This is a genomic window from Corynebacterium matruchotii, from assembly GCF_011612265.2.
Classification (GTDB): domain Bacteria; phylum Actinomycetota; class Actinomycetes; order Mycobacteriales; family Mycobacteriaceae; genus Corynebacterium; species Corynebacterium matruchotii.
The window spans coordinates 1,917,509-1,940,424 of the sequence record NZ_CP050134.2; the positions used below are offsets into that span (position 1 = coordinate 1,917,509).

The 22,916-nt window shown below is 55.1% G+C and carries 19 protein-coding genes and 2 rRNA genes; 12 read left to right on the forward strand and 9 right to left on the reverse strand.

Features of this window, described 5'->3' with window-relative positions; translation table 11 throughout:
* Positions 1 to 172: 172 nt before the first annotated feature.
* The gene (sepH, locus tag HBA49_RS08585; RefSeq protein ID WP_005526961.1) at positions 173 to 1,267 is read left to right on the forward strand and encodes a septation protein SepH; all 1,095 of its coding nucleotides are present in this window, start codon (positions 173 to 175) and stop codon (positions 1,265 to 1,267) included.
* A gap of 110 nt (positions 1,268 to 1,377) precedes the next feature.
* Positions 1,378 to 3,204 carry a DUF6928 family protein gene (locus HBA49_RS08590; RefSeq protein ID WP_005527007.1) on the forward strand — a complete coding sequence of 609 codons (1,827 nt, stop codon included), beginning with the start codon at positions 1,378 to 1,380 and terminating at the stop codon, positions 3,202 to 3,204.
* Positions 3,205 to 3,216: 12 nt separating this feature from the next.
* On the opposite strand, the gene HBA49_RS08595 is transcribed toward HBA49_RS08590, so the two are convergent.
* From HBA49_RS08595 to HBA49_RS08605, 3 genes are all read right to left on the reverse strand, one after another.
* Positions 3,217 to 4,074: a TrmH family RNA methyltransferase gene (locus HBA49_RS08595; RefSeq protein WP_005527295.1), complete on the reverse strand. Its 858-nt coding sequence runs from the start codon at positions 4,072 to 4,074 to the stop codon at positions 3,217 to 3,219.
* An 846-nt stretch (positions 4,075 to 4,920) separates the two neighbouring features.
* Positions 4,921 to 6,381 (reverse strand): NCS2 family permease, encoded by a 1,461-nt coding sequence (locus HBA49_RS08600; protein WP_005523821.1) that lies wholly within the window; start codon positions 6,379 to 6,381, stop codon positions 4,921 to 4,923.
* Between the two features lie 217 nt (positions 6,382 to 6,598).
* Entirely contained in the window at positions 6,599 to 7,366 is a 768-nt protein-coding gene (locus HBA49_RS08605) for a DUF3027 domain-containing protein (protein WP_081455710.1), read from the reverse strand.
* Positions 7,367 to 7,434: 68 nt separating this feature from the next.
* On the opposite strand from HBA49_RS08605, the gene HBA49_RS08610 reads away from it, so the two are divergent.
* Both HBA49_RS08610 and HBA49_RS08615 read left to right on the forward strand, forming a co-directional pair.
* Positions 7,435 to 8,244: a glutaminyl-peptide cyclotransferase gene (locus HBA49_RS08610; RefSeq protein ID WP_005527289.1), complete on the forward strand. Its 810-nt coding sequence runs from the start codon at positions 7,435 to 7,437 to the stop codon at positions 8,242 to 8,244.
* A gap of 19 nt (positions 8,245 to 8,263) precedes the next feature.
* A complete protein-coding gene (locus tag HBA49_RS08615) occupies positions 8,264 to 8,794 on the forward strand; it encodes a DUF2771 domain-containing protein (protein ID WP_005527534.1) in 531 nt (176 codons plus the stop codon).
* A gap of 512 nt (positions 8,795 to 9,306) precedes the next feature.
* Here the strand turns inward: HBA49_RS08615 and HBA49_RS08620 are convergent.
* On the reverse strand, positions 9,307 to 9,705 hold the full coding sequence (locus tag HBA49_RS08620) for a cold-shock protein (protein ID WP_005523826.1): 399 nt from the start codon (positions 9,703 to 9,705) through the stop codon (positions 9,307 to 9,309).
* Between the two features lie 588 nt (positions 9,706 to 10,293).
* On the opposite strand from HBA49_RS08620, the gene HBA49_RS08625 reads away from it, so the two are divergent.
* From HBA49_RS08625 to HBA49_RS08640, 4 genes are all read left to right on the forward strand, one after another.
* Entirely contained in the window at positions 10,294 to 10,914 is a 621-nt protein-coding gene (locus tag HBA49_RS08625) for a resuscitation-promoting factor Rpf1 domain-containing protein (protein WP_005527493.1), read from the forward strand.
* Between the two features lie 120 nt (positions 10,915 to 11,034).
* Positions 11,035 to 11,913 carry a DUF4253 domain-containing protein gene (locus tag HBA49_RS08630; RefSeq protein WP_005527049.1) on the forward strand — a complete coding sequence of 293 codons (879 nt, stop codon included), beginning with the start codon at positions 11,035 to 11,037 and terminating at the stop codon, positions 11,911 to 11,913.
* Between the two features lie 18 nt (positions 11,914 to 11,931).
* A complete protein-coding gene (locus tag HBA49_RS08635; protein WP_005527186.1) occupies positions 11,932 to 12,813 on the forward strand; it encodes a DUF4253 domain-containing protein in 882 nt (293 codons plus the stop codon).
* Positions 12,779 to 13,141, forward strand: coding sequence for an EXLDI protein (locus HBA49_RS08640; protein ID WP_005527328.1), 363 nt, complete (start codon positions 12,779 to 12,781; stop codon positions 13,139 to 13,141). The genes HBA49_RS08635 and HBA49_RS08640 overlap by 35 nt, the downstream gene beginning before the upstream one ends.
* A gap of 62 nt (positions 13,142 to 13,203) precedes the next feature.
* Here HBA49_RS08640 and HBA49_RS08645 read toward each other — a convergent pair whose 3' ends face one another.
* Positions 13,204 to 13,392: a hypothetical protein gene (locus HBA49_RS08645; RefSeq protein ID WP_005527152.1), complete on the reverse strand. Its 189-nt coding sequence runs from the start codon at positions 13,390 to 13,392 to the stop codon at positions 13,204 to 13,206.
* 372 nt (positions 13,393 to 13,764) lie between these two features.
* Here HBA49_RS08645 and HBA49_RS08650 point away from each other — a divergent pair, with 372 nt between their 5' ends.
* Positions 13,765 to 14,397: a DUF3239 domain-containing protein gene (locus tag HBA49_RS08650; RefSeq protein WP_005527022.1), complete on the forward strand. Its 633-nt coding sequence runs from the start codon at positions 13,765 to 13,767 to the stop codon at positions 14,395 to 14,397.
* An 80-nt stretch (positions 14,398 to 14,477) separates the two neighbouring features.
* Here HBA49_RS08650 and HBA49_RS08655 read toward each other — a convergent pair whose 3' ends face one another.
* Complete coding sequence (locus HBA49_RS08655) at positions 14,478 to 14,726, reverse strand: hypothetical protein (protein ID WP_005527002.1); 249 nt, start codon at positions 14,724 to 14,726, stop codon at positions 14,478 to 14,480.
* A 276-nt stretch (positions 14,727 to 15,002) separates the two neighbouring features.
* The gene (locus HBA49_RS08660) at positions 15,003 to 16,346 is read right to left on the reverse strand and encodes an MFS transporter (RefSeq protein ID WP_005527194.1); all 1,344 of its coding nucleotides are present in this window, start codon (positions 16,344 to 16,346) and stop codon (positions 15,003 to 15,005) included.
* 257 nt (positions 16,347 to 16,603) lie between these two features.
* On the opposite strand from HBA49_RS08660, the gene HBA49_RS08665 reads away from it, so the two are divergent.
* The 3 genes from HBA49_RS08665 to HBA49_RS08675 all read left to right on the forward strand — a co-directional run bounded on the left by HBA49_RS08665 (position 16,604) and on the right by HBA49_RS08675 (position 19,431).
* Positions 16,604 to 18,364, forward strand: coding sequence for an ABC-F family ATP-binding cassette domain-containing protein (locus HBA49_RS08665; RefSeq protein ID WP_005527185.1), 1,761 nt, complete (start codon positions 16,604 to 16,606; stop codon positions 18,362 to 18,364).
* A gap of 126 nt (positions 18,365 to 18,490) precedes the next feature.
* Positions 18,491 to 18,802 carry a hypothetical protein gene (locus HBA49_RS08670; protein WP_005527294.1) on the forward strand — a complete coding sequence of 104 codons (312 nt, stop codon included), beginning with the start codon at positions 18,491 to 18,493 and terminating at the stop codon, positions 18,800 to 18,802.
* 80 nt (positions 18,803 to 18,882) lie between these two features.
* Positions 18,883 to 19,431 (forward strand): TetR/AcrR family transcriptional regulator, encoded by a 549-nt coding sequence (locus HBA49_RS08675; protein ID WP_005527475.1) that lies wholly within the window; start codon positions 18,883 to 18,885, stop codon positions 19,429 to 19,431.
* Positions 19,432 to 19,520: 89 nt separating this feature from the next.
* On the opposite strand, the gene rrf is transcribed toward HBA49_RS08675, so the two are convergent.
* Together rrf and HBA49_RS08685 are read right to left on the reverse strand one after the other, a co-directional pair.
* Positions 19,521 to 19,637: ribosomal RNA gene (gene rrf / locus HBA49_RS08680) — 5S ribosomal RNA — on the reverse strand.
* 161 nt (positions 19,638 to 19,798) lie between these two features.
* Positions 19,799 to 22,895 (reverse strand): 23S ribosomal RNA (locus tag HBA49_RS08685).
* Positions 22,896 to 22,916: the final 21 nt, after the last annotated feature.

A 22,916-nucleotide genomic window follows, 5' to 3' on the forward strand; every position in this document is an offset into this window, starting at 1 on the left:
AAAGTTTAACTTTAAAGTAGCACTTTAGAGATAGGTTTTATATTTAACCGCATGGAGTCGGGTTTTTAAACCAACGTAGGCATGGTTGTGAGTTAAGGTAGGTACGAAAGTATCTGCGCATCTTCTGTCGTATTTTGTTCATAATCTTCATTGCATAAGGAGCTGGTGTCATATGAAGGAGCTCTTCCTGATCTCCGCCGAATCCACCAAGGAATCCTTGGTGTTACGCACTGAGGATGATGAACAATATTTCCTCGTCGTCACCGACGAGTTACGCACTGCACTGGTGGGCGAATCGACACCATCGACCGACGGCACCGAAGCCAATCAGGAAACAGCAGATGCCACCAGCTCCGCAATCAGCTATCTTGCTCCCCTCCACCTCGCGGCCTCGGCCCGCGCAGGCACGGACAAGGAGGCAGATAGCGACACTGACAATGCCAAAGATGACACCGACGCCACCACGCAATCGGATTCAAAAAAATCCGCCACCTCTTCGCCCATCACCGCGGTTTATTCCTCCAGTATGAACCGCGCCGCCACAGCGAGAGACGCCAAGCTCAGCAAGCTCGACCCCCGACTGTCGGCACCGCTGAAGATGACGCCCCGGGAGATCCAAAGCCGGATCCGTGGTGGGGCCAGTGTTGCCGAAATCGCCGCGGCGAATGATGTTCCCGAATCCCGGATCGAAAGCTACGCCCACCCGGTGCTGCTAGAGCGTTCCCAAAAGGCAGAAATGGCCAAACGCGCCCATCCGGTTCGTGATGATGGCCCGGCGCGGCTCACGCTGTGGGAAATCCTCGACACGGTTTTTACCGCCCGTGGCCTCGACGTTCGTAACTCCACCTGGGACTCTTACCGGGACACCACCGGCCAATGGGTGGTGACCGTCAGCTGGACGTCAGGGGCTGCGGAACACGTGGCTGAATGGTCGTACCACCAACAGGGTATGACAAGCGCTACCGCGGTGGCACGCAATGGTTTGGCGGCCAGCCTCATTGACCCAGATTTTGTGCCGCCGGTTCGTAACCTGTCGGCCATTACCTCCCCCATTCCGGTTGTCACCGATGATATGATCGACGACCCCCAAAAGGTGCAGCAGATTTCTGCACAGCAGCAACCGGTGGTGAGTGAAGAAACCACAGGTGAAGCCATTCATGATTCCCCGCAAACCGCCCAAGCTCGACGGCGTCGTAAAGCGGTAACACCGCACTGGGAAGACGTATTGCTAGGGGTACGCAGCAACGCGAAACGCCCACGTAAGTAGGATGTTTTTATCACTTTTATCGTCGGGGAGTTAACTTCCCTTTTTGTTTTTACTAAGGTCTTAACCACAGCAATACTTGCTACTGTCTGCGTAGAAAAAGGATAGATGCAGTGGATCATTCATCCCACGACACGGTAATCACCCTGTGGTTTGTCACCGCCACCCACCCGGAAAAGGTGATAGCAACCATGCCACGGGCCGACCGGGGTTTCGGACGTAAGCTACTCTCGCAGCTCAATCCGCGGTGGCCAATCACTCCCATTGGGCAGTTCGCACTCAACCGCTCTGCTCAGCCTTCGCGTTCAGAATTTTATATTGCCGGTTTTCCGGGACTATCCATTATCCAAACGGTCGTGGATGATTTCACCATGATCTCCGGTATTGACCATGCCCTACGAACCGCTATCCCGGCCGAAAACGTGTATGTTATTGCCACTAATGCAGGCACAAGTTATGGGGCGTTTGCGCACTGGTCGCACGGAAATCTCAAGCGAGCATTTGCCGCGGTCAACGAAAAAGTGTACGAAGACTTAGGCCTTGTGGAAACATTCGAAAGCTCCTATTGGGCGGGCTATCACACCACCGAAACATCCGGTCTCACGCTTCCATTCAGCCCCATCGATTTGGCCCTCCATGCCCAACGCTCCTGGCTTGGCTTCGACATGGCTACCTGCCCAGACATCAATATAGTTGCCTACGCTGTGGATGGCCGCCCCGAACCGAAAATCACCTACCGGCAGCCCATCGACGCTAGACCGCTCACGGAGCGCACCACCACAAAACTCAGCTTGGGCTCCACTAGAAGCACTGGCGAGTTTGACGACTATGAACTTCCCGACGAATTTGACGATGTCGACGGCGCCGGCACCAAATACGCGGAGGAAGCAGTCGCGCTCACCAAAAAATCGGTAACCAAAACCAAAGGCTTTGCGGCCCGATTCCGGGAGCGCCTGGCCGGCATAGGCCACGGCCTGAAGGAGCGGCTACGACACACTGACCGACCAAGCTCAAAGTCGAAGAAACCGGCCGCGCTCCCCCCTGCCGGAACCGCGAAGCCCGCAGCAACAAAGGAAGCCACTAAAGACAAGAAGAAGGCAGATCACACCAACGCTAAGACGGCCAAGACAGCGAAGACCGCGGCGAAGGCAACAGAAAGCAGTTCTACGAAGCAATCCACCCCGAAGGCTGTCAGCACCAAATCCATCGGTACAACCGATGCGATTGGAACCGATGCCATCACCAGCAAAACAACGGCTTCACAGGACGCCACACAGAGCAAAGACCAACAAAGCGCAGCAACGACAACGGCTCAACCGGCTACAACGGCAGCTACGAAAAAGCCATCCGACACTACCGAAACTATTGACTCTCAGGCAGTCAAGGCCGGCGTGAAGAAAGCGCAAACCACAGCCAGCACAAGCAAGCCGGCAGACAAGCCGAAGGAAGCAGCGGCACAAAAAACAGAGGACGTTGACGGCAAACCAACCGCCACGGCCACCGCCAAACCGACCACGGCGAAGACTAGCGCTGCCGCCACTGATTCGGCGAAGCCAAAGGCAACGAAGGCACCCGCCAAAACCACTGCTAAGGCGGCCAAAGCCACAAAGACCGCAGTAAAGGCAACCAAAGCGGTCAAGAAAACCACCGCAAAGGCAGTCAAACGGACTACCAAGGCCACGGCCAAGGCAACGACAAAAGCCCCCGAAACTGCGGCTTTCCCCTCCAGTGAATCGGCGACAGCTCCGAAAGCGACTTCGAAAGCGGGGATAAAAGTGCCGGCTAAGCGTACCGGAAGCACCGAAAATGCTAAGGACTCAGCCCCCGCGGAAAACCCCGAAACCAAGGCGTTTCCTGCCAAAACCTCCCCTGCGAAGGAGACCCCACAGAAGAAGCGCCGCACGCTCGGAACCCGCACCACCCGAAGCAAGAAAAGCTAGGAAACCATAGCGCTATTCACCATGGGGCATGCGGCCTCGCTGTCGCTCATAGAGTGCAATGGCGGCGGCGGTGGCCACGTTCAGCGAGTCCGTGCCAGCAGACATGGGAATGCGTGCCCGAATATCTGTTCGGCGCATGGTTCGTTCGGTCAATCCAGGCCCCTCTGCCCCCACCAGCAGCGCAATCTTCTCATATGGCACACCATTGCCATCGTATAATGCCTGATCTAATGGGACCGCATCTTCGTGAGGGGTCAGTGATACTAACTGAAATCCAGATTCTTTCAGCTGGTCTAAGCCATAATGCCAGTTTGTGTGTTTTCCTTCAAAACTAGCATGGGGCAGGCGAAGTACATGTCCCATGGAGACCCGAACAGAGCGGCGATATAGCGGATCAGCGCATCCATTACCAAATAGAATCGCATCAACCCCTAGCCCTGCGGCATTACGGAATATCGAACCTATGTTCTCATGGTCGCCGACTCCTTCTAGCACCACCACGGTGGTGGCAGTCTTGATGACTTCACTGAGGCCGAGTTCCGGTGCCCGATTCGCCGCGGCCAACAGGCCACGATGCATATCGTAACCTGCGACCTGAGCCAGGGTTTCCCGATCGAGTGAATATGTGTCAATGCCCGCCGCAAGATCGGCGATATGCGGCTGGGAAAGGAATTTGTCCAGCTTTGCTGGAAACCCCACCAGGGTGCGCACCGGGTATCGAGAGGCAAGTAATCGTTCAACAATTAAAGGACCTTCTGCGATCACTAGTCCTTTGCCGCCGGGAAGATCTGGCCGATTATCGGAGTGTTTCAGGTCACGAAAGTCGTCGAGCCGAGGATCGGTGGGATCTGATATGTGGGTGATAATCATGGTGTTTAAGCGTATGCGATGGTCCCCGGCATTGTGAATATTGATTGCTGCTTGGCTGCTGCTTGGTTATTACCAACCATTGCCAGAGATATCAGCAGCCTTGTAATTCGAGTAAGACATGCCAGCAGGTGTCTTATGACGGTCCATGCCGCACCATCGTCGGTCTTTTTTGGCGAGGGAGCTATGGCCTGAGCTCTTCCTCGGAAAGGGAGCTTTGCTGCCCTCCGAAGCCATAACCACTGTCTTCAGCTACTGGCTGCTGTCTTGCCAAGATGGGCATCGCTGCGGGGTATCGCTAGTGATAAACCAGAACAAACACGCCACGAGCACGAATCAGGCAAGAACTACGAGCGCCAAGCCCCCTGCTGGCTTACGCAAAGCTCCACTTCCGCGCGTCATCGTAGCGTCCGGCTAGACGTTGAGTTAAAAGTGGAGCTTTCGAAAACCACCAGTATGGTCTTCTGACCTCAGCCCGCCATATCCAACCCTTTTCCGTACGGGTTCCCGGCCTAGATTCCAATTTCCGGGAGAACCATGAATTGGCAAAGCTCCACTTCCGCACCCACCACTCCCCTAGCCTCATGTCCTAATCCAGAAGTGGAGCTTTCCGCTCATCCCACCATGCTCCCACGTCCATGTTCCCGAATCCCTAGGATTCGGAAGATGTGGAGACGCAGAAACCCCCAGCATCCATCTCACCGCATCCGTTTCGGGTTGTAGCGGGAAATTTGGAATAGGACTGGGGGTTCGTTCTGAAGCTATCCGACTATCTGTCCATCCACAAAGCTTTCCAAGGTTGCCCGTTAAAAAACCCAGCCGGACCGACCTGGAAAAGCCGGTAAATAGTTAGCTCACTGCATTGAGGAGGGGGTTAGCGGCAAAATACACCAGGAATAATGCCGAAAGCAGCCACATGATCCAGTGCACTTCCTTGGCCTTCCCGGCAGCCACCTGCATGAGAACGTAGGAGATGAAGCCCACACCAATACCGTTAGCAATCGAATACGTAAACGGCATAATCACAATGGTGAGGAACGCAGGCAACGCAATGTGGAACTGGGTGAAATCGATGTCACGGATTTGCCCCATCATGAGAGCCCCCACAACAACCAGCACCGGCGAAGCAGCCTCGATGGGAACAATCGAATACAGGGGGGTTAAGAACATTGCCAGGAGGAAAAGCAGGCCGGTCACCACATTGGCCAGGCCGGTGCGTGCGCCATCGGCAATACCCGCTGCGGAATCCACATACACCGTGTTCGAGGACGCACTGGCACCGCCGCCAACGATAGCACCAGCGCCTTCAACGATCAGGGCGGTCTTCAGGTTTGGCAGATTATCATTTTCGTCGGTGAGTCCGGCCTGCTTGCCGAGAGCGGTCATGGTGCCCATGGCGTCGAAAAAGTTCGCAAGAACCAGGGTGAACAGGATCAGAACCGCAGCCAGCACTCCAATGCGGCTAAAAGCCCCGAACAGGGAAACCCCACCCACGATCGACAGGTCTGGGATGCCACCAATGCTGTCCGGGAGAGTGGGGACCGCCAGATTCCAGCCGGTGGGCACGGATTTGCCGTCCACCACGGAGGGCCCGGCGTGGGTGATTGCTTCCACGATCATGGCGATGATGGTGGTAACCACAATGCCGATAAACAGTCCGCCGCGAACCCGACGCGCAACGAGAATGCCGCAAATGACAAGACCGATGACAAACACGAAAGTGGGCCAGGAGGAAATGGAGCCCCCAGTGCCTAGTCCCACGGGAACAGTGGTGTGAGCGGAGTCGGGGATGCGTCGAACGAAACCGGCATCGACCAGACCGATCATTGCGATGAACATGCCAATGCCGACACCCATTGCGGCCTTGATTTCGCGGGGGATGGCGTTGAATACCGCCATGCGGAACCCGGAAAGCGCGAGGGCCACGATGATAACACCGTCGAGGACGACGAGCCCCATGGCCTCGGGCCAGGTGAGACCTTCGGTGGCAACGAGGGTGACTGCAACAAGGGTGTTGATGCCCAGGCCGGTGGCAATACCGAAGGGGTATTTGGCAATGGCGCCGAAGGCGATGGTCATAACGCCGGCGGCGAGGGCGGTGGCTGCTGCAACCTGGGGAACACCGAGGACGGTGCCGTTACTGTCGGCGCCGGTACCGAGGATGAGGGGGTTGAGGATGATGATGTAGGCCATTGCGAAGAATGTGACTACACCAGCGCGGATCTCGGTGCTCACGGTGGAGCCGCGTTTGGAGATCTCGAAGTAGCGGTCGAGGGCACTTGGTGTGTCGACCGCAGTGGTTTTTGCCATGGTTACTCCTGTTTTTATGGTGGTGTTGTCAGCTATGTCAGCACAAAAGGAAAATATTGTCGTAGATATTTTTGCGTTTTAGTGGTATTGCGATGACACCTGACAACAAATAGCAAAACTTCCACCTATCAGAATGGCACTTTACCTGCGTAAAGAACAAACTTTCTTGCAGTGAAAGTGATGCAGACAACATGATATCAATGTTGGTGGGCGACATTTAAATATCGATGGGGATGGTTTTGTCGTCGTCGAAAGGCTCGGTGGTGGTTCCCAGGGGTTCCGGTTGGGGGGTTTCGGAGTGGGCGCCGCAACCGTAGGTGGCGGCAACAATGGTGCCGTCGGCGGAGTATTCATTGGCACACACGCCAACATCGATGGTGGTGGCGAGCGGAAGATAGAAAGCGCAGGTGACGCAGGTAAATGCTGCCTGGCGCGCGTAGGGTGATTGCGGCCCGTGTTCACCGGTTTCCCAACGCTGGAGCGCTTGGCTCAGCCCGGTTTTCGAAAGCATGCGCGGCTGGTTGCTGCTTGTCGACGCCTTGTGCTGCTGGATGATTGCCGCCTCGTCGGGATCGGTGGTGAGGCGGCTGTCGTCGATGGGGGCGGGCATGATGTCACCAGGGCCGAGATCCCCGGGTTGGATGCGTTGCTGGTAGGGAACCCATTCCGGGGCTTTCAGGGCGGTGCCACCAGGGACAAGGGCAAGTTCGGAAACGGTGATCCAGTGGGAGCCACGGGCGCAGGCGAGAACAACATTCCATTCCCACCCGGGATAGCCGGGCACGTCGGCGGCAAACCGGTGGGTGGCGGTGGTGGATTTGATGTGGGTTACGCCGAGATGACGGCCGGCTCTGCCGTCGTCTAGCTCATTAATGGCGTTACGCGCAATGGTGGTTGCGAGTTTACTCAGGAGGGGCTGGCGTGGTTTTTTGCTGGTGTTACTTCTTCCGTTTGCATCATGTGGCACAGTTCCATTATTTCGCATGGGGGTTTCGTCATGCACATAATGGTTTTATGTTGACTATTCCACGTTTCGTGTTTCCGGTGTCTGTCATGGCTGTGGTGGCGTTGATGTTGGGCGGTTGTGGTGGCGATGTTTCTCACAGGTCGCAAGCATCAGGGCTGTCAGCAGCCGCCGAAGCCACCCATGAGGTGGAGCGGCTGGGGGTTGAGGTTATTGCCAGGCACCCGTTTGATGCGACGTCTTTTACTCAGGGGCTGGAGGTGACTGGGGATAAGTTGCTGGTCAGTACGGGTTGGGAGGGGAAGAGTCGGATTTATCACACCACTGTGGATAATGTGCAGTCGAATTCGCAGGATATTGATCGTCGTCAGTTCGGGGAGGGCGCGACCCAGGTGGGGAATGTGGTGTGGGAATTAACGTGGCGAGATGGGGTTGCCTATAAACGGGACGCGGCAACGTTAGCGGAACTCGGTACGGCCAAATATGCCGGAGAGGGATGGGGGTTGTGTTCGTTTTCTGATGTGGTGGTGATGTCAGACGGTACGGATGAGTTGCGGTTTCTGGACCCAGATACGTTTGCGGAACGGTCTCGGGTGAAGGTGACGCTTTCCGGCACGCCGGCATCTGAGCTTAATGAGTTGGATTGTGTCACCGGTGACAATGGGCAACGCCTGGTGTATTCGAATGTGTTTTTGAGTACGGATATTTATCGTATTGATGCGGATTCGGGAAAGGTGACGGGGATTATTGATGCCTCGACGGTGCCGAATAATGCGGCATCGGATCCGAATAATGTGCTCAATGGGATTGCACACATTCCAGGCAGCGACCGATTTTATGTAACCGGTAAACGGTGGCCAGATTTGTATGAGGTTCGGTTTGTGAAACCTACAAGCTAGGACGCTAGGATAAGCTTCCATGAGTCGAAAATCACGCCGGAAAAACCTGCAGCAAATCGTGGCCCTCTTGGTGGCTGTTGTTGTGGTGGTTATTGCCTCGGTGGCGTTCCAGCGATGGTGGAATAATCGGCCCGGCCCCGAGCCCAAGGATGTGGCTATCACCGTGACGGTGAACGGCACAGAGCAGGAGGTACTTCCCTACAGCATTTGCGAGTTAGGAAGTAACTGTGTGGAGAATAAGGTCACGATGCTTGATGTTGCGGATGACGCCAAGATCAGCATTAAGGTGCCGAGATATGTTTATGACCATGAGTGGACTCAGTTAACCATTTACGATAATCCAGCGGCCAACGATGAAAAGCTCCATGGCGCGCACGAGCGGGACACGATTGAGGTTCCGGTGACTATCGACCCGGTGGGAGACAAGAAGGATGTTCGCCCACGGCTGGTGGTGGTGGAGATCCGGTCAGTCATGATTGGGCATGATGCTCAGGGGGAGCAGACGCCACAGACCGCCACATGGTCGTTGGGGATCCCGGAAAAGAAGTAACGCCCCCATCGAGAGTGAAACGTTGGTCATGGAAAGCTCCACTTCCGTTCGAAGTGGAGCTTTCCACATCCACCTAAAACCCAGGAAACCCGTTTCTCCTCAGTAACTTCCCGGTTTGTTGCGATATAAATCATTCATAGTGTGTGGATATGGGCGGCTAGCGTCCACCCTCAGAGTAGGCTAGCGGACTGAAAGCTCCACTTCTAAGTCGCCTTTAGGGGTGCGCATGAGCTCAGGCTGAAAAGTGGAGCTTTCGAAAAATCCTAACGCCACCTGGCCACCGGTTTCGTTTATACTTTTCGGTTTTAATCCACACGCCACCTCACCATGACCACCGATTTTTGGCATACTGATCTAACCCTGGCAGATGAAAGCTCCCCTTTGACCTCGTCTTTGGGCTCATGTATTTTGGGCAGCCCTGGATTGTTGGTGGGGCTCCTGGTAGAGAAAACAAAACACCAAGCTGTCCCTGCCGGCAGCTTGGTGTTTGTCGATTGTTGACGGTTCCTATATTACCCGTCCAACTCCTTAGCAATGATCCGTAGCGCTTCCGCGATTTGCTTCCCTTCTTTCCGGTCAGGGTAGCGACCGGCGGTCAGGGGCGGTTGGACCCGTTCTTCCAGGGTGGTCACCATATCAGCGATAAGGGACCCTAATTCTTCCGGTGTGTATTTATGCTTCGTTTGCCGGTTTCGGGAACGCGGGCGGGGTTCATCGAGGATCTTCACGCGCAACGCTTGCGGTCCACGGGCGCCGGAGGCGAAGTCGAAGTCCACACGTTGACCCCGGTGTAATTCGGTCACACCATGAGGAAGTACGGACTTGCCCACATAGCAGTCTTCGCCGTCAGGGTTAGAGATAAAACCAAAGCCACGGTCCGGGTCATACCATTTTACTTTGCCAATAGGCATATCTTTCAAACCTTTCTATTAATACAAAATTTTTTAAAAGAGTTACATGCTATCAGCAGTCATCTTAACGGCAATAACCAACGAGGTGGTTGGTCTAATGGAGATCACAGTAGATTCCTCGGGATTCCTCGATAAAAAGTGTGCGACATAACAGTGAACAAATGGGGGATTTGAATGAATTCTGGTGGCAGCAGATTAGACTGGCAGATAACGGAAAAATAACAACAGACCATGGAGATGTAATATGGATCACATATCTTGCAGTTTTCTATCGTGGCCTGCTAGTTTTATTCCGATCAAGACCACTTTTTGGTAACAACTTGGCTAAAAATGTGACAGAAACGTTATAAAACGTTACTGTTGGGGCCAAGCACTGTTTCAGACCTTCGGTTCGTCTCCGCGAATCCCTATTGCCTTGGACATCGAAACTGAAACGTGAAGTGCGCTTGTGTAATTGGACCATTTCGAGGTGTACCACGAAGGACGCCCACTACTAAAAACGTATATAGCAAGGCAAGGGTAAAGCCCACCACAAGCTTTAAACCAGTATGTCTGGTTTTAGCGGCAAACGAGAGGACTAGAACACTCATGGCACGACACGCACGTAAAACTGCATCCAAGTTCGCAAAGTTTGCAGCGTCCACGGTTGCAGTCGGCACGGCCTCTGCAATCTTCAGCCCCGCCGCCCACGCAGCCCCCGACTCTGACTGGGATCGCCTGGCACAATGCGAATCCGGCGGCAACTGGGCCATCAACACCGGCAACGGTTTCCATGGCGGTTTGCAGTTCACCGCCTCCACCTGGAATGCCCATGGCGGCCAACAATACGCCCCCTACGCCTACCAGGCCTCTCGTGAGCAACAAATCGCCGTCGCCGAGCGCGTGCTTGCCAGCCAAGGCTGGGGTGCCTGGCCGGCTTGTTCCGCCAAATTGGGTCTAAATTCCGCCCCCACTCCTCGGGACACCGTATCGAACGCCCCGAGCCCAGTGCAGCAGGCTGTAGAGAACGCGATCGCTAACGCCCAGAACGATGCCCAGGCCAACACGCTCGCCTCCGACGCTATTTACGGCCTCGTCAAGGATCGTCTCGCTTCCTATGGCATTCAGGTGCCCGGCGAGGTCCATGCCTTCTATACCGCTAACCGTGGTGATTTCAACGCATTCTATACTGCCAACCGGCAAATTATCGACACGGCTGTTAGGGGATAATGGCGTAAGAGCGCCTGACCAAGCATAAAAATCTCTACCTGCGGGTGGGGATTTTTTGCTTTTCGACGCCCACCGCTGGCACCGCACGGCCCAAGAATCAGGTCGCTATACTGGTCCAGTATGCCCGCCACCCCTTACTGTGCACACCCCCAGTCTCTCGAACACCTTATCGATCTTCTCGACCGCCAATGCATTGCCCACACACCGGTCAATGCCACCGACAATCCTCATGCCAGCAATCAGGAAGTAGCCGTCCTCGTCTTACCGGACGACACCACCGCAAGCCTTTACCCCCAACTGCTAGCCGACTTCCCTAACCAGGGCTTTTGGCCCACGCTCGCCCATCCCCAGGATCCGCAAAACCCCTGGTACCCCTGGGTTGATGGCGACCTGGTGGAACCCAGCACTCACCTTATTTTCTCCAACCTGCGCGACTTCTACCGGACTGCCGGCGTCGACTATTTCACCAGACCCACCGCCACCAATCCGCAGCTGCTTGCCGACCCGGAATCACTCACCGACGACGAATGGCTTGAAGAAGAGTTCTGGAATGGGCTCGAATTCCCACCCCCAACCCCCGATGTCACCGCCGCGTTCTTCGACTCGCTCAGCCCTATCCCCCATCACACGGCCGCCGCCCACCCGCCAACGCCTGAAGAGCCGACCGCCTTGCTCATCACCCCAACCCACCGGCCGGCCGACGTGCCCGCCGCAGTTGGCTGGCTGGGGGCCTGCAATTACGATTTTGCCGGCCACCATATTTCCGCCGTGCTCCGCAGCTGGGAAGACCGCTTCGGCGCCATCCTCACGAGTCTTGACAGCCAAGACATGACCCTTACGATCCCACCCCTCGCGCTCACCGATGACGAGCGCACATTGCTCACCTTGGAGCATTATTTCTTTTGCCGTTCCCTGATTGACGACGCCACCACCTTCGGCCACCAATCAGCCGCGCTAGCAACCAGCGACGCCCAGCAGTGGGTTTTCCACTGGGAGTAGCTGTTATTATGGGAAGGCATGGATTTTCAACCCTGGCCGAATAAAATCGTTCCTGTCTGCCCAAACCCGCATTCCCTTTCGGAACTTACCTCCCTATTAACCGAATGGAGGTTCGAATACGATATTTTGGTAACCAACCTTACTGACAATTCGTACCAGGTGGCGGCTACGGTAGACCCACACCCTAACATTGCTGGCCTGTGGGGTCACTTGATTGCAACATTCCCCGAGCTAGGGTTCTGGCCGGTTCACACCGATGGTAGCCTTGATGAACTCTTTGACCCCGACCCCGACCGCATCGGCACGGCCGAAGAGTTTTTCGCCGAAAACACCATGCCGCTCTTTGAGAACCATTGGGAACAGGGCTGGGAAGCCCCCGATTTTCCCGAGCTCACCCCGGAACAGCTACAAAGCTTCGCTGACTTCCACACCCGCACGATCAGGACTGAGCCCACGATCAATACCGAAAAATCACATATCGTTGATGATGAGAACCTCGACACCACGCAACTGCTCATTACCCCGGTACCCCGACCTGCCGACGTGCCTGCCACCATCGGGTGGCCAGGCGCCATTAACTATGATTACAGCGGCGCCGGCGTTTCCACGGTATTGTGCAGCTGGGAAGACCGCTTCGGTGCCCTCCTCACTAGCCTGAACTTTGCGGAAATGGACCTCAGCATCAGCGACGTGAAGCAACTCGCTGTGCTCACCCACGATGAGCTTGTCAACCTTACCCTGGAACACTATGTGTTCTGCCCGGACAGCCTCGATCAGGGAACATTGAAATTCCCCCGCTACCTGGATGCGATAAGCGGCAGCCCGCTCTGGCCATTCTGGTCTGGTGGGACTAGCATAGAGGGTCATGGAGTTTTCTACTATCACGCTCAAAGTCATTGAGAACGGAATCCGCCAGCAAAAGGTTTTCCAGGGGCTGAAAATCTACAGCCGCACGATCCCGGCAGACAACCAAACGACCATCACCCATCAGCGGATATACACCACCCCCAAGGGTAATTTTGTCTTCCATCAGCACACTCGGCCCAATTGGGAAGGCTATTGGCGGGAAGACGAAAACCGCGTCATGCCGCAGGACATTGCGGAGTCTACGGTGCTAAAGATATGCTCCAGTCTTGACGAGCTTGGCGGCATCATTCCCGCCCCGGTGTTGGCGTCGTTAGCATCCAAGGTGGCTCAAGACGAAATCGTCGAACATCTCGATATTTAGCCCATGCCAAAGACGAGGCCGACACTCATGTCGAATGCCGGCCTCGGTCATGCGTGGGGTGGTTATTTATTAATTCGGGTATAGGGGTGGACGTATCCTAGTTCCTCGGCGGGAACCGGGAATTCCACGTCACCGTAGGGGCTGTTCGCGCCCGCGAATTTTGCAAGAACTTCCGTAACATAATGGCCACCACCAGGTGTTTGTTTCGGCCAGCCCGGATCTACGTAACCCTTTTTCTCTAGATTTGCCATATTCTCATTGTTCCAAACCGCACGTCTAAAGTCACATAATTTCGGGGGCACGATAACCGTTTTACGGGCGGAGGTCGCAAAGCCCGCGTCAGATCGCCCCACCGGCCAACCCCATGTGTGGCAGCTCCCATGTCGCAAAGATGAATCCTCTCGACGTGACCCGCCGTTACCAGTGGTTTTTACCGGTCTCCCTCAACCATCATCCTCCCCCGATCCCCCTAGTTCGTTGTGGGTATTCATGCGCCAACAGCCCACGATGGGGGTGTTATCAAACCTGTGGACACCCCCGCCTGGATGACGGAACCGGGCATGCTAACGGTATTTTTATACGATTATTGGTCGTGTGGATTCTTTTGGAAGGAACGGGGTCTTATGACGATTTTTTCTTTTGATGTTGACGCCCATCACGCGCGGCAGAATAACGAGCTGCTCAAGGACGCTCGACGTTTGCAGATTTCCGCGGTCCTATTCGCCGCGATCCTGGTGGGAGTGGGTGTGTGGCTTCATCGGCTCCTTGGTGGCGTGCCGGGCATAGTGATATTGGGGGTGCTCGCGGTCCTGGCCTTGAGCAGTTTGGCGCTCATCATCATCATTCCCCGATACGTGGGGGACGCAGAATCGTTATACACACGATACCCCCTGTGCCCAGCAATGATTGCCAAAATAAATAGCCGCGACATGGTGTTATTGAGTTTAGTGAATATAAATAGTGATCCTGACAGCACCCCACGGTGGGCATTGGCGGCCCGCACGGTGTCTCGCATTGAGGGTCACCAGCGCCGCCCCGGCGAACGGGTCCCTAGCGTCGCGGTGTCTAGCATGGAACAGCAGTCCCAGTTTCGGGAGGTCACTCCCCTACCAATCGCCTGGGGCACAACAGATCCTACGGTGATTCGAACAGCAATGCGAACCATTCCCGAAGCATCGTGGGATTTACTGCGCACCAATATGTCGCGGCTTGACGAGGTTTTGGCAACCCCTCATAACCTACTCGCCCTAGATTAATCGAGAAAAGCTTTCAGAACCGGAACCTCCCCAACAGAACTCCGATAGCTGAAAGCTTATCGACGATAATCGCTATGCGATTACAGGATCGGCAGACCCGGGATAACTCGACCAGGAATGGTGCCGTGGTTCACAAGGAAGTTGTACACGGTGCCCCAGAATGCCGCAAAAATAGCCAGGCCTGCGAGCTGGGAAACAATGCCGATAAGGGTGCTTATCACAGGGCCACTGCTCAACTGGGCAGAAGCAACGGGTGCAACGGCCGGGGCTGCGGCAAACATCACGGCCAATGCGGTGCCGCCGGCAACGAGAGAACGTGTAACCTTCATGAGAATCCTCTTTCCTTGTAGGTACTGATAGCCATCAATGATGACATCAAAAACGTTACAAAGATTTCCGGCCAAACACTAATAATAGCGCCTAATTACCCCCAAAAATTACACCTTTTATAAAGGCTTCCTGATAAAATATTGAGCGCACACCAAATAAAACTTAAGGAAATCATGAAGCCGGTGCGTCATGAATAGTGCACAACCATTAGACGATGATCGTTAACCAATAATCATAATTCATCCGACTTCAGATTTGCAACCCTTCGGGCGTCGTCAAGCTTGCGAAGCCTTCGGCAAGAGCGCGGATAATACCGCAGACAGCGCATAAACCACCGTCATGCCAATGAGTGCCGAAATAAATGATGACGAATCCGTACCATCAAAATACCAGGTCATAAATACTGCAATGCCGGCAGCTGCTCCAATTTGGGAACAAGTGTTCAAAAGACCACTGGCGGATCCTGCCAAATCGTGCGGCACAGCCGACAAAATCAGGTTAATGAGAATCGGCGCACATAAACCAACGCCCATGCCACCAATCAGAAGCACCACCGCATACTGCCAATACGCCGGCTGCGGATTGATATGCAGCAACCCCGCAAACGCCGCGGTGAACCCCGCTGACAGCGCCGCCCCAAGGACACAAAGAGCACGACCATGCCGTGCCTCGGCGGCAGTCGATACCCCGGAGGTCAAAACCGAGCCCACCGCATATGGCAGCATGACCAGGGCAATTCCCCACGCCGACCGCTGCGATGTCTGGGCAACATACAGCGACAGGATGATAAACAAGGCACCAACCACCGAGAAAAACAGCAACGATGCCGCCATGCCCAGCGAGAACTGCCGCAGGTGCACATTCTGATCCCGAAACTTCCGCATCCCTGACACATACAGGAATGCATACAGCGCGGCGGCCAACACCAAAGCCGGAAAACCCCAGGCAGGCCAGCCGGACGTGCTCATCAGGCTCAACGGCAACAGCACAAGCGTGGTCGCCACGGCCACCACGATCGCACCCAGCACATTAATGCCCTGCCGCACCGATGCGAGCGACTCGGGAATATACAAATAACCCAGCACAAACGCTACGACCGCAATGGGCACGTTGAAGAAAAACACCAGCCGCCAGGACAAGTGAAAAGCATTCCAGCTCACCAAGACGCCACCCAATAATGGGCCGGCGATTGCGGCAAGGCTGAGCACGATGCCATACATGCCGAACACCGCCGGCTGCTTCGCCTCCGGCACCGAAGCCTTGATGATCCCGAAAATTTGCGGAATCATCAACGACCCGATCAGGCCTTGGATGAATCGGAAGATCGCCAAGGCCATCCCGGTGGGTGCCACAGCGCATAACACCGTGGTCACGATGTAGCCTGCGACACCAATCAGGAACATTTTGCGGCGACCATATTGGTCACCAAGCTGGCCACCCAGGGCTAAACCCGCCCCCAGGGCCAGCGTATTGCCAATGCTCACCCATTGCAGCACGGCGTGTGACGCGCCAAGTGAACTGGCAATCGAGGGAAACGCAACACTCACACTGGTGTTGTCGGTAAGGTCAAGGAAAGCGGCAAGAAACACTGCCGAAATCCCCACGATAATCTGTCGCATGACAGACCTCCATTAGGTTGTTGTGGACACATGACCTGGCGCCTCGTCCGCCAGCTAGCCCCCGACCGACATGCGTGGACAACAACCATGAAGTTATTACGGCCCAATCTACTATCGGATTCTCTCGACTGTCAATAACAACTGCTACCTGCCAGTGTGTGTTATGATCGGTGCCATGCGGCTATAGATTCTCGACAACCCCATGTCTGCGGCGGTTCCCGCCCGGTGGGTCCAGCTATTCTTCGAGGTCTATTATCATGCCCGCCAGCTTTGCCCATCTACGTTTCGATGGCGTATCCGTTTCCTTTAACACCCACCGCGTGCTCACCAATGTGTCCGTTACCGTACCCGCCCAAGGCGTCACCGGGATTATTGGGGAAAACGGGTGCGGCAAATCCACCCTGTTACGGCTCGCCGCCGGCCTTATGCCTGTCGACGCCGGAACGATCACCGCCGTCGGCCCAGGCGGCACACGCCCCCGCATTGGTTTTCTTCCCCAAACCCCACAAATCGTACCCCACGAAACAATCGAACAAACACTCGAATCAGCCATAGCTTATCTACGATCCATAACCCGCACGATCGAACAGGCCGCAACTCTGCTGGCACACTCCGATTCAGCGAGCGAAAGGACCGAGGCCGCGGAGGCCTATGCCACGGCCTTAGAAGAGGCAGAACGCCTGAACGTCTGGGATATTGACGCCCGAGTCGACGCCATGCTCGATGGGCTAGGGCTGAGCCACCTGCCACGCCATCGGCCTACCAGCCACCTATCAGGCGGGCAACTCTCCCGCCTGGCATTGGCCTGCGTGCTCCTATCCAGCCCCGATATTCTCTTGCTCGACGAACCCACCAATCATCTTGATGACGCGGCCACCGATTATCTCCAAGACATGGTGTCCCACTGGCAGGGGCCGGTGCTGATTGTGAGCCACGACCGAAGCTTCCTTGATACTGTCGCCACCAACCTGGTGGACTTAGACCCCCGACCACTCCCCCACCGACAAGACGACGCGATCGAATACAACGGCATCACCCGGTTTAGCGGTACCTATAGTGACTATTTGCAGGTTCAGCGCGACGAACGCCGCCGGTGGGCCCAACAATACAGAGATGAGCAGGCGGAATTACGGCGGCTCAAGGATGCGGTGCACGATAGTCACAGTGTGGGCCACGGTCATGAAATACCGCGAACCGAATCCCGAGCAGCCCGGAAATTCTATGCCGATCGCAACGCCAAAGTAGTGTCGCGCCGGGTGACCAATGCCCGCTCCCGGCTCGCCACGCTTCAACAGCAGCAGGTCAGCAAGCCACCGCGAGAGTTGCGGTTCGCAGGTTTTACGGCAGCGACTGGGATTGGAAATAGCGTTACCGCTGGTGGTCTTGGCGAGCTTGGTGGTGACAATGCGGTGCTTGCGGCCTCGAACGTGAGTGTGTCACAGCGGCTATCGACGGTGTCCCTTGCGATTGAGGTTAGGGACCGCTGGCTGATTACCGGCGCCAACGGGGTAGGCAAATCCACATTATTGCAGGTGCTGGTCGGTGAGTTACCGCCCACATCGGGGCGTGTGACCAGGCTTGACGGCGTGCGGGTGGGGTTGCTCACCCAAGAGACTCGGCTACCAAGCCCACCGACCACCCAGCAGTGGGAACGGCCGTCTGCGTCACAGAAAAACCTGGTTCGGTGGACCGCTCGTCGAGCCTACGAACAAGCGGTGGGGATTGACCGTGCGGCCGAGGTGCCGTTAAGTACCTTCGGATTGCTGGCCGCCCGGGATGAAACCCGGGTGGTGACTGAACTGAGCGTGGGCCAGCAGCGCCGACTTGCGCTTGCTATTTTGTTGGCAAATCCACCTGAGGTGTTATTGCTGGATGAGCCGACGAACCACCTATCGTTACGGCTAGTGACAGAGCTTGAGCAGGCGATTCCTGACTATCCGGGTGCGATTGTTGTGGCGTCGCATGACCGATGGTTGCGAAACACTTGGCAGGGAAAACGGTTGCATCTAGCCGGGTAATAGCCGCGTGGGGTTGACAGTCGGGGTGGATTTGCTACGCTATGAATGAATATAAAAAATATTCATTCATGAATTGGCGCAGGTATATACATGCGAATGTTCACTTGGGCCGGAAAGGAATGCATCATGACCATCATAGGAGCTTGTCTGGTAGCCATTGGGTTGTTGGTGGTGATCTGGGGTGTCATTGAAACACATGGCGTCGATATGACCAACCTGGACTTTCTCTCTTTCTTCACCGGCGGAATTATTGTTGTGGCATTGGGGATGTGCCTTATTCCGGCCCTGCCGCCGGTAGGTAAGGTCGCCGGGATTTGGCTAGCTGGGGTAGCAATAGCCTGGTATGTGGGGTGTATGGACATGGAGTTGATTGTCAAGCTGATGAGTTTTGTTGTCATCGCTGGCCTCGCGGCATGGCTCACAACCAAGCTGATATAATCGACCCGGGCTCCAAGTGGTTTCTACCTGGGGTTTCCTAAGCACTATTCAATGACTATGTATGGGTTCGGGTAATCAGGATGGCTACAGAATCGGAGTTGCTTCAGGCTGCGCGCACTGTGTTTGCGCGGCATGGTTATAAGGCGGCGTCGATGTTGGAGATTTCCCAGGAGGCCGGCATGGCGGTGGGGGGTGTTTACACTTTTTACCGGTCGAAGTTGGCGTTATTTCAGGCTGTGTATTTTTTAGAGAACGCGGATTCTAAGCGAAAAATCGCGGCGATGGTTGATTGGTCGCAGCCGAAGGAAGCGCTTTCTGCATATGTGCAGGCAAATGTTGCGGCGATCCGTGATAATAAGATTTTGGCGGAGTGGTATAGCAAGTCTCCGGGTGACGCATTGCGGAAGCAATATATGGACCAGCACGGGTCTGGATGCGTATTGGGGGAGTTTTTTACCGAGAAGATTGCGGCGTGGCGGGAATCCGGCGAGTTACGTCCTGAGATTACCGACCATATGATTGAGGAACTGTTTTTACTTTTCACTATTGTGGACGCATCTGGCGATATCAGCCAGGACACTATGCAGTTATGCATCGATGCGACGTTAGAAAATCTTTTCGACGTCTAAAGCATAAAAAATGGTGTGGGGTGTGCCGCCCTCCTCCTCTTGGAGGATTTTGGCACACCCCACATATTATGTAGATATTAAGTTTGGTGTGTTGGCGGTGTCTTACTCTCCCACAACCCCACGATTGCAGTACCATCAGCGCAGTCAAGCTTAGCTACCGGGATCGGAACGGGACCGGGCGTACCCTCGACGCTAAAACCACCAACACAAACCCAATTTGAAACAAACCACCCCCACACCCCAACAGGGTACGGGCAGCGTGTTGCGTCAAACACTGTACAACAAACACAAACACAATAATCATTCTTCTTTTTGCGGCAAACACATGCTCCCGGCAACACATTTCTTTGTTGCCCACACACACTAGGTGTTTTTTGTGTCGGTGTATTAGTACCAGTCACCTCCAACACGTCACCATGCTCACAGCCCTGGCCTATCAACCCCATCATCTACAGGGAACCTCAACAGAAACCTCATCTCAAAACAGGCTTCCCGCTTAGATGCTTTCAGCGGTTATCCCTCCCGCACGTAGCTAACCAGCCATGCCACTGGCGTGACAACTGGCATACCAGAGGTACGTCCATCCCGGTCCTCTCGTACTAGGGACAGCCTTCTTCAAGTTTCAACGCGCGCGGCGGATAGAGACCGAACTGTCTCACGACGTTCTAAACCCAGCTCGCGTGCCGCTTTAATGGGCGAACAGCCCAACCCTTGGGACCTACTCCAGCCCCAGGATGCGACGAGCCGACATCGAGGTGCCAAACCATCCCGTCGATATGAACTCTTGGGGAAGATCAGCCTGTTATCCCCGGGGTACCTTTTATCCGTTGAGCGACACCACAACCACACGTAGGTGCCGGATCACTAGTCCCTGCTTTCGCACCTGCTCCACCCGTCAGTGTCACAGTCAAGCTCCCTTATACACTTACACTCACCATCTGATTGCCAACCAGACTGAGGAAACCTTTGGGCGCCTCCGTTACCATTTAGGAGGCAACCGCCCCAGTTAAACTACCCACCAGGCACTGTCCCCAACCCGGATCACGGGCCAAGGTTCAGGTACCCAATCACACCAGAGTGGTATTTCACCTGCGACTCCACCACAACTAGCGTTGCGGCTTCACAGTCTCCCACCTATCCTACACAAGCATGACCAAACACCAATACCAAGCTATAGTAAAGGTCCCGGGGTCTTTTCGTCCTGCCGCGCGAAACGAGCATCTTTACTCGTACTGCAATTTCACCGGGCCTGTGGTTGAGACAGCAGGGAAGTCGTTACGCCATTCGTGCAGGTCGGAACTTACCCGACAAGGAATTTCGCTACCTTAGGATGGTTATAGTTACCACCGCCGTTTACTGGGGCTTCAATTCTCCGCCTCGCACACCACAAAGATGCACTCACGGGTCCTCTTAACCTTCCAGCACCGGGCAGGCGTCAGTCCGTATACCTCAACTTCCACGTTTTCGCACGGACCTGTGTTTTTAATAAACAGTCGCTTCCCTCTCTCCTCTGCGACCACCACCAGCCAATTCGCTGTCAGCAACCAGTAATGGTCCCCCTTCTCCCGAAGTTACGGGGGCATTTTGCCGAGTTCCTTAACCACAGTTCACCCGAACGCCTTAGTATTCTCTACCTGACCACCTGTGTCGGTTTCCGGTACGGGCCATGCACGCACTCGCTAGAGGCTTTTCTAGACAGCACAGGCACACTAACTACCACCACAACATGGTGTCCGCATCACGCCTCACCTCATATGCGGGGCGGATTTCCCAACCCCACAGGCCACACGCTTGCACTCCAATCCAATAAGGAAGCCTAGCTACCACTCTGCGTCACCCCATCACTTGACTACTACCCACGAAGATCCCACGCACCTGAAACCACCAACCAAAAAGATCAGCGGAAACAAGCGGGCGGTTAGTACCATAAGATTCATCACTTGTCGCACGCACACGGGTACGGGAATATCAACCCGTCATCCATCGACTACGCCTGTCGGCCTCGCCTTAGGCCCCGACTCACCCTGGGAAGACAAACTTCACCCAGGAACCCTTAGTCATCCGGCGGATATGTTTCTCACACATCAATCGTTACTCATGCCTGCATTCTCACTCGCACACACTCCACCACCTGTCACCAAATAGCTTCAACACATGCACGACGCTCCCCTACCCAACACACCTTTACGTGTGTTGCCGCGGTTTCGGCGGTGTACTTAAGCCCCGCTACATTATCGGCGCAGAACCACTCGACCAGTGAGCTATTACGCACTCTTTCAAGGATGGCTGCTTCTAAGCCAACCTCCTGGCTGTCTTCGCGATCCCACATCCTTTCCCACTGAGCACACCCTTAGGGGCCTTAACCGACGATCTGGGCTGTTTCCCTCTCGACCAACGGAGCTTATCCCCCGCAGTCTCACTGCCGCACCCACATTGCTGGCATTCGGAGTTTAGCTGATGTTGCTAAGATTATCGTCCCGCTCAACCAACCAGTAGCTCTACCTCCAACAAGCACACTATGCGACGCTGCACCTAAATGCATTTCGGGGAGAACCAGCTATCACGGAGTTTGATTGGCCTTTCACCCCTACCCACAACTCATCCCCTCAGTTTTCAACCTAAGTGGGTTCGCGCCTCCACAAAGTCTTACCTCTGCTTCACACTGGCCATGGGTAGATCACCCCGCTTCGGGTCCAGAACATGCCACACACACCCTAATTAGGATTCGCTTTCGCTACGGCTCCCCACACTCATGGTTAACCACGCAACATGCCACTGACTCGCAGGCTCATTCTTCAAAAGGCACGCCACCACCCCACCCAAAAAAAAGGGGGGGCTATGACGGATTATCAGCACATGGTTTCAGGTACTCTTTCACTCCCCTCCCGGGGTACTTTTCACCATTCCCTCACGGTACTTACTCCACTATCGGTCATGCTAAGTATTTAGGCTTACCGGGTGGTCCCGGCAAATTCACGACAGATTCCACGAGCCCGCCGCTACTCAGGAAACACAACAACCCCGCAAGCGAGTGTTTTCGTGTACCGGACTCTCACCGTCTCTGGCAGGCGATTCCACACCACTTCCACTAACACACACCAACAACAGCACCAGCCGAGGTAGAACTGATACGCCGTGCTCCTCTAACCCCGCATGCGTAACCCCTACCCGGTATCACACGCACACGGTTTAGCCTTATCCACGTTCGCTCGCCACTACTAGCAGAATCACTCTTGTTTTCTCCTCCTACGGGTACTAAGATGTTTCACTTCCCCGCGTAACCCCCCAACCAACTATTTCATTCACTGGCGGGTGACCACACATAACCATGGCCGGGTTTCCCCATTCGGACACCCTCGGATCAACGCTCATCAGGCAACTCCCCGAGGCTTAACGCAGCCTATCACGTCCTTCATCGGCTTAGCATACCCAGGCATCCACCATGCGCCTAAAAAACAAAAAACACACACATTTTTCACGCACAG